Origin of the sequence: Actinocatenispora rupis (assembly GCF_016861975.1) — a bacterium.
GTDB classification, from domain to species: Bacteria; Actinomycetota; Actinomycetes; order Mycobacteriales; family Micromonosporaceae; genus Actinocatenispora; species Actinocatenispora rupis.
Map to the genome: position 1 here is coordinate 232,020 of NZ_BOMB01000012.1, position 13,003 is coordinate 245,022.

Annotated in this window: 12 protein-coding genes; 10 read left to right on the top strand and 2 right to left on the bottom strand. The window is 74.1% G+C overall.

The window, feature by feature from the left end:
- Positions 1 to 283: 283 nt before the first annotated feature.
- Positions 284 to 1,342, bottom strand: a complete 1,059-nt coding sequence (locus Aru02nite_RS11415; protein WP_203657408.1) for a hypothetical protein — start codon at positions 1,340 to 1,342, stop codon at positions 284 to 286.
- 132 nt (positions 1,343 to 1,474) lie between these two features.
- On the opposite strand from Aru02nite_RS11415, the gene Aru02nite_RS11420 reads away from it, so the two are divergent.
- From Aru02nite_RS11420 to Aru02nite_RS11460, 10 genes are all read left to right on the top strand, one after another.
- A complete protein-coding gene (locus tag Aru02nite_RS11420; RefSeq protein ID WP_203657409.1) occupies positions 1,475 to 1,927 on the top strand; it encodes a group II truncated hemoglobin in 453 nt (150 codons plus the stop codon).
- 66 nt (positions 1,928 to 1,993) lie between these two features.
- Complete coding sequence (locus tag Aru02nite_RS11425; protein WP_203657410.1) at positions 1,994 to 2,584, top strand: hypothetical protein; 591 nt, start codon at positions 1,994 to 1,996, stop codon at positions 2,582 to 2,584.
- Positions 2,585 to 2,663: 79 nt separating this feature from the next.
- Positions 2,664 to 3,278, top strand: coding sequence for a DUF305 domain-containing protein (locus Aru02nite_RS11430; RefSeq protein WP_203657411.1), 615 nt, complete (start codon positions 2,664 to 2,666; stop codon positions 3,276 to 3,278).
- A 639-nt stretch (positions 3,279 to 3,917) separates the two neighbouring features.
- Positions 3,918 to 5,144: a multicopper oxidase family protein gene (locus Aru02nite_RS11435; RefSeq protein ID WP_373324860.1), complete on the top strand. Its 1,227-nt coding sequence runs from the start codon at positions 3,918 to 3,920 to the stop codon at positions 5,142 to 5,144.
- Positions 5,145 to 5,426: 282 nt separating this feature from the next.
- Positions 5,427 to 7,379, top strand: coding sequence for an APC family permease (locus tag Aru02nite_RS11440; RefSeq protein WP_239076612.1), 1,953 nt, complete (start codon positions 5,427 to 5,429; stop codon positions 7,377 to 7,379).
- Between the two features lie 162 nt (positions 7,380 to 7,541).
- Positions 7,542 to 8,930, top strand: a complete 1,389-nt coding sequence (locus Aru02nite_RS11445; protein WP_203657412.1) for a sensor histidine kinase — start codon at positions 7,542 to 7,544, stop codon at positions 8,928 to 8,930.
- On the top strand, positions 8,927 to 9,607 hold the full coding sequence (locus Aru02nite_RS11450; protein ID WP_203657413.1) for a response regulator: 681 nt from the start codon (positions 8,927 to 8,929) through the stop codon (positions 9,605 to 9,607). The genes Aru02nite_RS11445 and Aru02nite_RS11450 overlap by 4 nt, the downstream gene beginning before the upstream one ends.
- Positions 9,608 to 9,686: 79 nt before the next feature.
- Positions 9,687 to 10,892 (top strand): amino acid permease, encoded by a 1,206-nt coding sequence (locus Aru02nite_RS11455; RefSeq protein ID WP_203657414.1) that lies wholly within the window; start codon positions 9,687 to 9,689, stop codon positions 10,890 to 10,892.
- A gap of 75 nt (positions 10,893 to 10,967) precedes the next feature.
- The gene (locus Aru02nite_RS37180; protein WP_275408615.1) at positions 10,968 to 11,102 is read left to right on the top strand and encodes a hypothetical protein; all 135 of its coding nucleotides are present in this window, start codon (positions 10,968 to 10,970) and stop codon (positions 11,100 to 11,102) included.
- Positions 11,103 to 11,128: 26 nt separating this feature from the next.
- A complete protein-coding gene (locus Aru02nite_RS11460; protein ID WP_203657415.1) occupies positions 11,129 to 11,638 on the top strand; it encodes a hypothetical protein in 510 nt (169 codons plus the stop codon).
- Between the two features lie 3 nt (positions 11,639 to 11,641).
- Here Aru02nite_RS11460 and Aru02nite_RS11465 read toward each other — a convergent pair whose 3' ends face one another.
- Positions 11,642 to 12,982 carry an FAD-binding oxidoreductase gene (locus Aru02nite_RS11465; RefSeq protein WP_203657416.1) on the bottom strand — a complete coding sequence of 447 codons (1,341 nt, stop codon included), beginning with the start codon at positions 12,980 to 12,982 and terminating at the stop codon, positions 11,642 to 11,644.
- Between the last annotated feature and the right edge of the window lie 21 nt (positions 12,983 to 13,003).

Here is a 13,003-nt window from a genome sequence, read left to right on the forward strand (position 1 = left end):
CGGGGGCTCCTGCGCGGGCCGCCGGGCGTCATCACGGCGTAACAGCGAGGAAACTGATGTATCGATTCACCGATGCTAGGTGCCACCCTTCCGCCAGTCAACAGCAACTTTCTCGCCACCTCGCGGTACCTCGATCGCCCATCCGATGAATCGGTACACCGCTCGGTACCGCGAGCCCGCCACCCGCACCGCCCAGTCGCCCACCAACCACCACCGCCGCGGCACCGCCCGCGAAGTACGGCAAAGCGCCGCGACCCGGGTCGCGGCGGTGGACGGGCGCGGGTCAGGCGCCGGGGAGGGGGGTGCCGATCCGGACGTCGGCGTACCCGGCGAAGTCGTCGGAGTGCGCCGGGGCGCGGCGGACGTCGACGACCACGACGGTGCCGGCGACGATCCCGGCGAAGCTGGTACCGGTGCGGCGGCAGCGTTCGAGCTGGGCGGTGACCGGGGCACGGACCGCGGGGGTCAGGAACGTGAGGCCGCGTGGGAACTCCTGGGTCAACGGGTGGTTCTGCCGCCCGTGCTCCATCAGGGTGCCGATGCCGAACGCGGCGGTCACGATCCGCTCGCCGCGCAGCGTGACCCGGAAGTACCCGTTGGACTGCGTGCGGTTGCAGCTGGTCTGCGGTGGGTAGGCGCAGTCGTACCCACCGGCGCGGAGGTCGGCGACGGCGTCGCTCATCCGGGTGCCGTAGTGCTCGGCGCCGAACGGCCAGCGCCGCACGCTCGTGTCCCGCGCGGCGGCCACCAACCCGTCGAGCACCGAGTACGCGTAGCGCGCGTGGTCGTCGTGCCAGGTGGTCCGCGGGACCTCGGTGCGCTGCGGTACCGGCTTCGCGGCCTGGTCGCGGTCCAGGTCGTCGATCTCCCGCCGCGCCCGTTCCGCGGCGCCGGGCCAGACCGGGGACAGCGCCGCGGCCGCGGCCACCACGTACGGCGCGGGATCCCGGGCGTCGTCCGGTGGCGGGAACGCCGCCCACGCCAGCCGGCCGCGGCGGTCCAGCAGCAGGTGCGCCTGCTGTACGTCGACGGTGTCGATCCCGTCGCGGCGCGCGGTCCGGCACCAGAGGGCCGATCCGTCCGCATTGGACCGTACCTGCGCGCAGAACCAGCCGGCGCCGGTCAGCACCTTCGTGACCTCCCGGGCCGGACCGTGCGACGGGATCGGCGTCGCGGTGGAGACCTCCCGCGCGGGCGCGTGGTCGTACGCGCCGGCCGGCGCCCGCCTGCCCGGATCGTCCGTACCGCACCCGGTGAGCGTCGCGGCGAGCACGGCGAGCAGCACCGCGATCCGCCGTACGGAGGGATGTCGTGACCTGCCGGCATCGAACGGAACCGCCATGCCACCCCCGTCCCCCGTCGTCCGCCGGACGCTACCAGCGGCGCCGCCCGCTCCCGCCGCCCGAGCCGCCCCGCGCAACCTGCGTCACGCCGACGGCGCCCGCTCACGCGGCCGATCGGGCAGCATGGAGGGATGACGCGCACCGTGTACGAGGCCGCCGGCGGCGACGCCGGCCTCACCCGCCTCGCCGCCGCCTGGCACGCCCGGGTACTCGCCGACGAGGTCGTCGCCCACGCGTTCAGCCACGGCTACCACCCCGAACACACCGAACGCCTCGCCGCGTACTGGGCCGAAGCGCTCGGCGGCCCCACCACGTACTCCGAGCAGTACGGGGACGAGTCGTTCGTGGTGCGGCTGCACAGCGGCAACGGGCAGCACGAGGAGATGGACCGGCGCGCCGTGGCCTGCTTCGACCAGGCCCTCGCCGACGCCGGGCTCGACGCCGACGAGACGCTGCGCCGCACCCTGCACGACTACTTCGCCTGGGCCACCACGACCGTCATGGCGCGCTACCCGGACTCCGCCGACGACGTACCGGCCGGGCTGCCGATCGCGCGCTGGTCGTGGAACGGCCCCCAGGACTGACCCCGCGCGACGGCGCGAGGTAGCCTGGTTCCCGCACACCCCCTGGGGGTACGGGAGGAGGCGGTGATGCCGACACGCGTGACGCGCTGGTCGATGCTCGCCGTACTGCTCGCGTTCGGCGTCGCGCTGATGCACACCCTCGGCCACCCCGCCACCGGGCACGACGGCATGGCCGGCATGTCCACGCACCGCGCCGTCGACGGACTCTTCGAGGCTTCGTACCCGGTGGGGCTGCCAGCGTCCGTCGCGGGTTCCGGCGCGCCGGACGCGATGTCCACGGCCGAGCCGGGTTCCGTTGTGTCGCAGGCGATGCGCGGCGGCCCGTCACTCGCCCTGCGATACGGGTCACCCGCAACCGTCCACGATGCACGCCCCGCACATACCGGGATCGTCCGAGCGGCACAGCTGGCTGATGGGGTGCCGGGGACGGCCGTGCACGGGCCCGCGCCGGGGTCGCACGGCATGGATCCGAGCCTGATGTGCCTCGCGATCCTGACCGCGCTGCTGGCACTCGCCGTCACCGCCGCGGGTCTGCTGCGGCGCACCCGGACGGCGCGGCCGGTCGTGCCCCTGTCGTACGCCGGGGGGCGGTCGCGCGCGCCGCCGCCGTCCCCGGTCGGCCACCTGCTCGCCACCACGTCGGTACTGCGCGTCTAGATGCCGCGCCGGACGGCACGCCGCCGTCCGGTCCCGATGCGCGCGTTCCCAGTACCGACAACGAAAGCGAGACCGCACGATGTTCCGACACACGTACGTTCGGCGTGCCCTGCTGGCCGTGACCGCCGGCGCGGCGGTGCTCACCGTCGCCGCGGGCTGCGGCGGGAAGGGTACCGACCACTCCGGGATGCCCGGCATGGGCGGCTCCGCCAGCGCCAGCGCCGCCAAGGGCGACCACAACAGCGCGGACGTGATGTTCGCGCAGATGATGATCCCGCACCACCGGCAGGCCGTCGAGATGGCCGCCCTCGTACCGTCGCGCGCGTCCAGCACGAAGGTGAAGGATTTGGCGAAGCAGATCGCGGGCGCGCAGGACCCGGAGATCCGTACCATGTCGTCCTGGTTGAGGGGGTGGGGCGAGAAGGTGCCCGCCGCCGGCGACGGGCACGGCGGCATGGGCATGGACGACGGCATGATGTCCGACGCGGACATGGCGAAACTCAAGGCCGCCAAGGGAACCGCGTTCGACACGATGTTCGCGCGGATGATGATCGCCCACCACAACGGCGCCATCGCGATGGCGCGCGACGAACAGCGGAACGGCCGCAACCCGGCCGCCGTCAAACTCGCCAAGCAGATCATCCGTACGCAGACCGCGGAGGTCGCGACGCTCCGGGACATCGCCGGCGGCTGACCGTACGCCGGGGCGCGTCCGAGGTGGGCGCGCCCCGGCACTGGCCGGTTTCCGTTGCCCCGCAGGCACTTTCGCGCCTGACGACAACGACCGGGCGACAGCGCCCTCCCGCGCAGCCCGGCAGACGGCCCCTGCCGCGTCCCGGCGGTGCGAGCAGAGCACTGCGCCGCCATGCCATTCCGTCCAGCGGCACCCGTGCGCGGACCGCCCGGCCGGCGCGGTGACGGCTCCCCTCGCGACGACCGGGCCGGTCGGCGATGTCCCTGCTTGCCAGCAGTTCCGATTCGGTCGGAGTGGAGCCGGCAGCGGTACCACAGCGGGCGAGTGACGGTTTCCTTTTGCAGCAACACTTTCCGGCGCGTTCGCGCGTGCCGGCGACGGAACGAGGTGACGACGTGATGCGTTCGACGACCCGTCGGGGCCTGCTCGGCGCGGGCCTGGCGGCGACGGGCGGCCTGCTGCTCGGCGGGTGCGGCGACACAACCCTCCCCCGCGTACGTCACGCCCGGTGGCGCGGAGGTCGCGGCGGCCGAGCGGCGGCGCCACCCCGGCACCGTCCGGTCGGTACGGCTGCACGCGCGGCGCGGCACCGTGGACCTGGCCGGGCGTACCGTGTCGACCTGGAGTTACGGTGATGCGGTGCCGGGGCGGGAGATCCGGCTGCGGGCCGGCGAGCAGCTCGATGCGGTGCTGCGCAACGATCTGCCGGAGCCGACGACGCTGCACTGGCACGGGGTGGCGCTGCGCAACGACGCCGATGGCGTACCGGGGGTGACGCAGGCGGCGGTCGCACCGGGCGCGTCGCACCGGTACCGGTTCACCGCACCGCATCCGGGCACGTACTGGTTCCATCCGCACGTGGGTACGCAGCAGGACCGCGGCCTGTACGGCGCGCTGGTCGTGGAGGATCCGCACGAGCCGCTGGCGTACGACGAGGAGTGGACGGTGGTGCTGGACGACTGGCTCGACGGCGTCACCGGTACGCCGGACGAGGTGTTGCGGGAGCTGCGCCGCGGCATGGACATGAGCCATCCCGGGCGGTACATGCTGATGGGGGCGACGAGCCTGCTGCTCGGCGGCGACGCCGGGGACGTGCGCTACCCGCTGTTCCTGCTCAACGGCCGCACCGCGGACGCGCCGGACGCGCTGCGCGCGAAACCCGGCACCCGGGTGCGGCTGCGGATCGTCAACGCGGGCGGGGACACGGCGTTCCGGGTGGCGCTGGGCGGGCACCGGTTGCGGGTGACGCACGCGGACGGGTTCCCGGTGGAGCCGGTGGACACCGACGCGCTGCTGCTCGGCATGGGCGAGCGGTACGACGTGCTCGTGACCCTCGCCGACGGGGTGTTTCCGCTGGTGGCGCTGGCCGAGGGCAAGGGCGGTGCGGCACTGGGGATCGTGCGTACCGGTGCCGGCCGGGCGCCGTCGGCGTCGACCCGGCCCGCGGAACTGGAGCGGAAGGTGCTCGGCTACCGGCAGCTCGCCGCCACCCCAGCGGTACGCCTCGCCCGGCGCCGGCCGGACCGTACGGTCACGCTGCGGCTGGCCGGTTCCATGTCCACGTACGAGTGGACGATCGACGGGCGGCGCTACGACCCGGCGTACCGGATCCCGGTGGAGGGCGGGGAACGCGTGCGGCTGCGGTTCGTGAACGAGACGTCGATGTGGCACCCGATGCACCTGCACGGGCACTCGTTCGCGCTCGGCGGGGCGGGCGGGCCGCGCAAGGACACCGCGATCGTACTGCCGAACGAGACGGTGGTCGCCGAGTTCGACGCCGACAACCCGGGGCTGTGGATGATCCACTGCCACAACGTGTACCACGCGGAGTCCGGCATGATGACCGTCCTCGGCTACCGCGCCTGACGACCGCGCCGGCGCTTCCCGCCGCAGCGCCACGGAACGGCCCGGGGCCGCGCCACGGTACGGGGCCCGGAGTCGCGCCAAGCAACGGGCCCGGGACCACGCCACGAACCGGGCCCGGGACCGCACCACGGAACGGGCCGAGGTGCGCCACGGATACGCGGTCCGGGATCGGGGCAGGGGCGCGGAAGCGGCGCGTCAGGTACGCGTCAAGTTCGGCGTGGGCGGTGTCAAGGGCGCGTCAAGAAGACCGGCGGGTACCGGTGCAGCGCCTTGACTGGTGGTGTGACGACGCTACCGAAGCGGTTGCTCGTGGGCCGCGCGATGCGCAGCGACCAGCTGCGCGAGACGCTGCTGCCCAAGCGGCTCGCGCTGCCGGTGTTCTGCAGCGATCCGCTGTCGTCCAACGCGTACGCGACGGAGGAGATCCTGCTGGCGTTGAGCGTCGGCGGGCTGGCGCTGCTGCACCTGACGTGGGCGGTGGCGGCGGGGGTGGTGCTGCTGCTGGCGGTCGTCGTCCTGTCGTACCGGCAGACCTGCCACGCCTACCCCACCGGCGGCGGGGCGTACGCGGTGAGCCGCGCCAACCTGGGGCAGAGCGCCGCGCTCGTCGCCGCGAGCGCGCTGCTGATCGACTACGTGCTGACGGTGGCGGTGTCGGTGGCTGCCGGGGTGGCGAACGTGGTCTCGGCGTTCCCGTCGCTCGGCCGGTACGCGGTGCCGCTGTCGCTGGCCATGGTCCTCGTGCTGACCGTGGCGAACCTGCGCGGGCTGCGCGAGTCGGGCAGCCTGTTCGCGGTCCCGACGTACGGGTTCGTGGTGATGGTGTTCCTGATGCTGGGCACCGGCGCGGTACGGATGGCGGTGGGTACGCCGCCGGTCGCCGAGTCCGCGGCGTACCGGATCGCGCCGGCCGGGCACCTGACGGGGCTGCTGGCGCTGGCGATCGTGCTGCGCGCGTTCTCCCAGGGCTGCACCGCGCTGACCGGGGTGGAGGCGGTCAGCAACGGGGTGCCGAACTTCCGGCCTCCCAAGGGGAGGAACGCCGCGACGACCCTGGCGGTCATGGGCGCGATGACGATCGCGATGTTCGCCGGGATCACCGCGCTGGCCGTCGCCGCGCACGTACGGATCGCGGACAACCCGGCGCGGCTGATCGGCGCACCGGCCGGATACCAGCAGCGGACGGTGATCGCGCAGCTCGCCGCGGCCGTGTTCGGCGGCGCGTCGCCGCTGTTCTACCTGGTACAGGCGTTCACCGCGCTGATCCTGATCCTGGCCGCGAACACCGCGTACAACGGGTTCCCGATCCTGGCATCGATCCTGGGCTCGCACGGCTTCCTGCCGCGGCAGTTCGGCCGGCGCGGCGACAAGCTGGTGTTCAGCAACGGGATCATCATCCTGGCGCTGCTCGCGGGCGGGCTGATCGCCGCGTTCGACGCGAGCACCACCCGGCTGATCCAGCTGTACATCGTCGGCGTGTTCGTGTCGTTCACGCTGTCCCAGTTCGGGATGGTGCGGCACTGGTCCCGGGTGCTGGCCACCGAACGCGACCGCCGGGAACGGCGGCGGCTGCACCGGTCCCGGGCCGTCAACGCGGTCGGTGCCACCGTCACCGCCGTGGTACTGGTGGTCGTGCTCGTCAGCAAGTTCAGCCACGGCGCGTGGCTGGTGGTGATCGCGATGCCGTTGGTGTTCCTGCTGATGCGCGGGATCAGCCGGCACTACCGGCGGGTCGACGACGAACTCGCGCCCGAGCCCGGCGGTGTCGTCCTGCCGCCGCGGGTGCACGCGGTCGTGCTGGTGTCCCGGATCCACAAGCCGACCCTGCGCGCCCTCGCGTACGCGCGGGCCACCCGGCCGGACTCGCTGACCGCGCTGACCGTCGCCACCGGTACCGGGGAGGCGGCGGCGCTGCAGGCCGAATGGGCCGACCGGGGCATCCCGGTGCCGCTGACGGTGCTGGACTCGCCGTACCGGGACATCACCCGGCCGGTCCTGGACTTCGTGCACTCGCAGCACACCAGCGGGCCGCGCGACGTGACCGTGGTGTACGTCCCGGAGTACGTGGTGGGGCGCTGGTGGGAGCAGTTGCTGCACAACCAGAGCGCGCTGCGGCTCAAGGCCCGGCTGCTGTTCGAGGCCGGCGTGATGGTCACCAGCGTGCCGTGGCGGCTGCGTTCGGCCCGCACCGCCGCCGGCCGCGCGTCACGACCGCCTGCCGTACCCGCGGCGTGACGGCCGGGCCCGCCGGGACGCGCCGCGGTGGGACCGGGGCGGTGCGGCGCGTCCGGTACCGGACGGGCACGCGCGGGCGTCGCGGGGCGGAACGGCGCCGGGTCGGTGCGAACCGGGCGGCGACCGTACCCGGGGGCGGCGGTGCGCTCGCATACTGCACGTATGCGGTCCCGCGGCGGGTTCCGGCGGCTGTGGGCGGGCGCGCTCGGCGTGGCGGGCCTGGCCGTACTGACGGTCGCGCTGACGCCGTTCCGGGCCGACGTGTCGGTGGCGGCGCTGTCCCTGCTGCTGCTCGTCCCGGTACTCGCCGCGGCGGTGACCGGCGGCGTGTGGCCGGGCCTGGGCACTGCCGTACTGGCCGATCTGGCGCTCAACTTCTTCTTCGTCCCGCCGTACCGCACGTTCGTGGTCGAGCGGGGCGACAACGTCATCGTGCTCGTGGTGTACGTGCTGGTGGCGGCCACCGTCGCGGTCGCCGTGGACGCCGCCGTACGCCAGCGGGAGCGGGCCGCGCGACGGGACGCCGAGGCCGCCGTACTGGCGCGCGCCACCACCCGGCCCGCGGCCGAGCAGTCGCTGCCCGACCTGCTCGACGCGGTACGCCGGATGTTCGGCATGACCGCCGCGGCGCTGCTGGAGGACGACGGTACCGGGGAGCGGGTCGTGGCACGGGTCGGCGAGTCCGGTGACGCCGAGCCGGCGATCTCGGCGTCGGCCGGTGCGGGGCTGCGGCTGGTCGGCTGGGGACCGCCGGTGTTCGCCGAGGACCGCGGCGCGCTCGCCCGGATCGCCGCCGCGGCGGCCCGCACCTTGGAGGCGCACCGGCTGTCCGACGAGGCTGCCCGGGCGAGGCAGCTGGCCGAGGTGGACCGGTTGCGCGCGGCGCTGCTGGCCGCGGTCGGCCACGACCTGCGTACGCCGCTGGCGTCGATCAAGGCGGCGGTGTCCAGCCTGCGCGCGCCGGACATCGAGTTTCCGCCGGACGTGACCGCCGAACTGCTCGCCACGGTCGAGGAGTCCACCGACCGGCTGACCGCGCTCGTGGACAACCTGCTGTCGATGAGCCGGTTGTCCGCCGGTGCGGTGATCGCCCACCCCCGTCCGGTACCGCTGGACGCGGTGGTCGCCGCCGCGCTGATGCACCTGCCCGCCGATTCGGTACCGGTCGACGTGGACGTGCCCGACGACCTCCCGCTGGTACGGGCGGACGCGGGGTTGCTGGAACGCGTGGTCGCCAACCTGGTCGCGAACGCGCGCGCCGTCTCCACCCCCGACCATCCGGTACGCCTGGTCGGCCGTACGGACGGCGGGTACGTCCGGCTGCGGATCGTGGACCGCGGGCCGGGAGTACCGGATGCGGACAAGGAACGGATCTTCACGCCGTTCCAGCGGCTCGGCGACCGGACGGCGGACGGCGGGCTGGGGTTGGGGCTGGCCATCGCGCGCGGCTTCACCGAGGCCACCGACGGCACCCTCACGCCGACCGACACCCCCGGCGGCGGGCTCACCATGACGCTCCGGATCCCTTTGGCCGCAACGGATCCGCCGTGACGCGCATCCTCGTCGTCGACGACGACCGGCAGCTGCTCCGGGCGCTGCGGATCAATCTCGCCACCCGCGGGTACGAGGTGGCCACCGCGGTCGACGGTACGTCCGGGCTGGCCGCGGCCGCCGACGCCCCGCCCGACCTGGTGGTACTCGACCTCGGGCTGCCCGACCTCGACGGCGTCGACGTGGTCGCCGGGCTGCGGGCGTGGCTGACCGCGCCGATCCTCGTACTGTCCGCCCGGGACAGCGAACGCGCCAAGATCGACGCGCTGGACGCCGGTGCCGACGACTACGTGACCAAGCCGTTCGGGATGGGTGAGCTGCTGGCTCGGCTGCGCGCCGCGCTGCGCCGGGCGGCGCCGGCCGCGGCCGACTCGCCCGTGGTACGTACCGACGCGTTCACGATCGACCTGGCCGCCAAGCGCGCCACCACCCGGGCCGGCGGCGAGACGCGCCTGACCCCGACCGAGTGGCACCTGCTGGAGCTGCTCGTACGGCACCCGGACCAGCTCTGTACGCAGCGGTGGCTGCTCACGGAGGTGTGGGGCCCGGCGTACCAGGGGCAGACGAACTACCTGCGGGTGCACGTCGCGAACCTGCGCCACAAGCTCGAACCCGACCCCGCCCGCCCGCGCTACATCGTGACCGAACCCGGCATCGGCTACCGCTACTCGCCATGACCGGGTTCCGGGGCTGTCGCGCGGGACATCGACGGGGTTCACTGTCGTCCGTCCGGTACCGCGTGGCGGAGGTGGGCGGATGGGCGTGACACGGGGTGCCGGCGTGCCGGTGTCGACGCTGACCGCGCTGGTGCTCGGCGCGCTGCTGAACGCCGCGGTGTTCTCGCTGCCGAGCCGGTTCGCCGAGGTCAGCGGGGTGACCGGGACGCTGGTCGGGTACGCCGTCGCCGGTGCCGGGACGGCCGCGCTGGTGCTGGTCTTCCGCGGCCTCGCCGTCCGCCGGCCCGACCTGGACGGCGCCGTGTACGCGTACGCCCGCGCCGGGTTCGGCGAGTACGTCGGGACGTTCGCGGTGTTCGGCTACTGGGCGAGCGTGTGCGTCGGCAGCGTGACGTACTGGCTGCTGGCGACGGCGACGCTCGGCACCGTGCTGCCGGCGCTCGCCGGTGGTGCCACCCCGGCCGCCACCGCCGTCTCCTCGGTCGGCGTCTGGTCCTGCTTCCTGTTGGTACGCAACGGAACGGGCCGCGCCGCGGCGGTGAACCGGGTCGTCACCGCCGTCAAGGTCGTGCCGATCGTGGTCTTCCTCGTCCTCGCCGCCGTGTCCTTCCAGCCCGACGTGTTCACCGACAACCTCGGCGGCGCCGACTACACCGGTACTATGCCGCACCAGGTGCGCTCGGCGACGTCCGTGCTCGTGTTCGTGTTCCTCGGGGTGGAGGCCGCGGCGGTGTTCTCCCGGCACGCGCGGCGGCGCACCGACATTGGGCGCGCCACGGTCCTCGGCTTCCTCGCCGGGTTCGTCCTGCTCGCCGCCGTGCCGATCCTCTCGTACGGGCTGCTGTCGATGAACCGGATCGCGACGCTGCGGCAGCCCTCGATGGGCGGCGTACTCGAATCGGCGGTCGGCCGGTGGGGTGCGGCGTTCGTCGGCGTCGCGCTGGTCCTCGCGGTACTCGGCGCGTACCTGGCGTGGACGCTGCTCGCCACCGAGGTGCTGTCGGTCGCCGCCGACCGTGGCGGCCTGCCCCGCGTCCTGTGCCGTACCAACGCGGCCGGCACGCCGACCGGGGCGCTGCTCGCGACGACGGTGCTGGTACAGGGAATGCTCGTGGTCACCGCCGTCTCGGGGGACGCGTTCAGCGCCGCGTTCGACCTCACCAGCGCGCTGACGCTGGTCCCGTTCCTGCTCGTCGCCGGCTTCGCGGTCCGCCTCGCCGTCACCGGCGCCGAACCCGCGCGCGGCCGGCTCCGGGACGGCGTCGTCGGCGCCCTCGCCGCCTGATACAGCCTCTTCCTCCTGTACGCCGCCGGGCCCCGCCTCGTCCTCGTCTCCCTCGTCGCGTACGCCCCGGCCACGGTGCTGCTCGTCCTGACCCGGCGCGAGCAGCGGCGCCGGCTGTTCTCCCCGGCCGAGCTGGTGCTGCTCGCCGCCTCGCTCGCCGGCGCCACCGCCGGCATCGTCGCCCTCGCCACCCACCGCATCACAATCTGACGACCCTCCCGGTACGGTGACCGGCCATGGTGCGAACCACGCGGGGACGCCCGCCCACCCTCGGCGTGGACGTCGGCGGGGTACTCGTCCAGCGCGCCGACACCAGCGAGGACACCTCCTTCTTCGGTACGCAGCCGTTGCGTACCGCGGCGGTGGACGGGGTGTTCGAGGCGCTCGCCGAGCTCACCGCCGGGCCGTTCGCCGGCCGGGTACACGTGGTGTCCAAGTGCGGGCCGAAGGTCGCGGCGAACACCGTCGCGTGGCTGCACCACCACGGATTCTTCGCCCGTACCGGGATCGCGGCGGAGCACGTGCACGTCGTCCGGGCGCGCGCCGACAAGGCACCGGTGTGCGCGCGGCTGGGCGTCACGCACTTCGTCGACGACCGGCTCGACGTCCTCGCCGACCTCACCACCGTCGACCACCGGTACCTGTTCACCGGCGGGTGCGACGACGAGCCGGTGGACGTACCGGACTGGGCGACGGTGGTGGCGGACTGGCCGGGCGCGGTCGCTGCGATCCGCGCGGACGTGTGACGCTCAGGGCGTCGGGACCGGGTGGTTCGGCCGCAGCAACCCGTCCGGGTCGTACGCCGCGCGCAGCTCGCCGAGGCGCCGCGCGTCCGCCGGGTCGAAGCCCTCGCGTACCTGGTCGGGGGTGAGCGGGCCGAAGCTGAAGTTGAGCGACCGGCCGAGCGACCGCGCCGGCCACCCGCCGAGCAGCCCGGTCAGCTCGGCGGAGGTCACGGACTCCCCCGCCGACAGCACCGACACCAGGTAGCCGGCGTCCCGGTGCCCCACCGCATTCGGTACCGCCGCGGGTCGGCCCATGGCGCCGCCCAGGTGCCGGATCCCAACGACCGTGGAGCGGGTGGCGACCGTCGCGGTGTGCAGGTCGGCCAGCCCCGCCTCGTCCAGGTCCGGCAGCAGCACCACCGACGACCGGTACGGGTGCGCCCGGTCCGGCTCGGCGAACACCGACCCGGACTCCCGGTACGGCAGCTCGCGCAGGGTGTCGGCCAGGCAGGTACCGAGCCGGCGCAGCGGCGCGACCAGCGACGCGAACTCGTCGGCCGGGCCGGACCAGCAGACCTGCACGCGGGAGATCACCCGGCCGCGCAGTTCCGGCGGGAACATCGGCAGATCCGGGTACGGCACCATGCCGTACGCCGAGGTCATGCCCTCGGGGAGGTCGCGGGTCCAGCGCCACCAGCCGGCCGCCACGTGCGGGTCGCGTTCGGCGTCGAAGCTGAGCGCGCCGCCGTGGATCCGGTCGACGGGCAGCAGGCCGATCCGCATCGACGTGGCGATCCCGAGGTTGCCGCCGCCACCGCGCAGCCCCCAGTACAGGTCGGGCTCGGTGTCGGGGTCGACGTGCCGGAGCCGACCGTCCGGCGTGACCACCTGCACCGCCCGTACGTGGTCGGCGGCGAAGCCGTACCGCCGGGACAGCAGCCCGATCCCGCCGCCCAGCGTGTACGGCACGGCGCCCAGCTTCGGGAAGCTGCCCGACAGCGGCGCCAGCCCGTACGGTGTGGTCGCGTCGACGACCTGCTGCCAGGTGGCGCCCGCGGCCACCTCCGCGTACCGCCGGTCGGGGTCGACGCGGACGGTGTCCATCCGGCCGGTGGCGACCAGCAGCCCACCGTCCAGTCCCGCGGCGCGGCCGTGCCCGGTGGCCTGGACGGCGACCGGCAGCCGCCGCTCCGCCGCGACGCGTACCGCGGCCTGGACGTCGGCCGGGCAGGTCGCCCGCACCACCGCATCCGGACGGTGCGGGTCACGCAGCTGGAACCCGGTACCAACCGTGTCGTACCCGTCGTCGCCGGGCACCAGTACTTCTCCGTCGACGTCGCTGAGCAGTGTCGCCATGTCGTTCATGCCCGCACCGTACGGCGGCTT

Excerpts from the sequence above, each read along its gene's own strand:
- Aru02nite_RS11455 (WP_203657414.1), top strand. The coding sequence starts at position 9,687 with ATGGGCGTGACACGGGGTGCCGGCGTGCCGGTGTCGACGCTGACCGCG.
- Aru02nite_RS11420 (WP_203657409.1), top strand. The coding sequence starts at position 1,475 with ATGACGCGCACCGTGTACGAGGCCGCCGGCGGCGACGCCGGCCTCACC.
- Aru02nite_RS11460 (WP_203657415.1), top strand. The coding sequence starts at position 11,129 with ATGGTGCGAACCACGCGGGGACGCCCGCCCACCCTCGGCGTGGACGTC.
- Aru02nite_RS11430 (WP_203657411.1), top strand. The coding sequence starts at position 2,664 with ATGTTCCGACACACGTACGTTCGGCGTGCCCTGCTGGCCGTGACCGCC.
- Aru02nite_RS11425 (WP_203657410.1), top strand. The coding sequence starts at position 1,994 with ATGCCGACACGCGTGACGCGCTGGTCGATGCTCGCCGTACTGCTCGCG.
- Aru02nite_RS11465 (WP_203657416.1), bottom strand. The coding sequence starts at position 12,982 with ATGAACGACATGGCGACACTGCTCAGCGACGTCGACGGAGAAGTACTG.
- Aru02nite_RS11445 (WP_203657412.1), top strand. The coding sequence starts at position 7,542 with ATGCGGTCCCGCGGCGGGTTCCGGCGGCTGTGGGCGGGCGCGCTCGGC.
- Aru02nite_RS11415 (WP_203657408.1), bottom strand. The coding sequence starts at position 1,342 with ATGGCGGTTCCGTTCGATGCCGGCAGGTCACGACATCCCTCCGTACGG.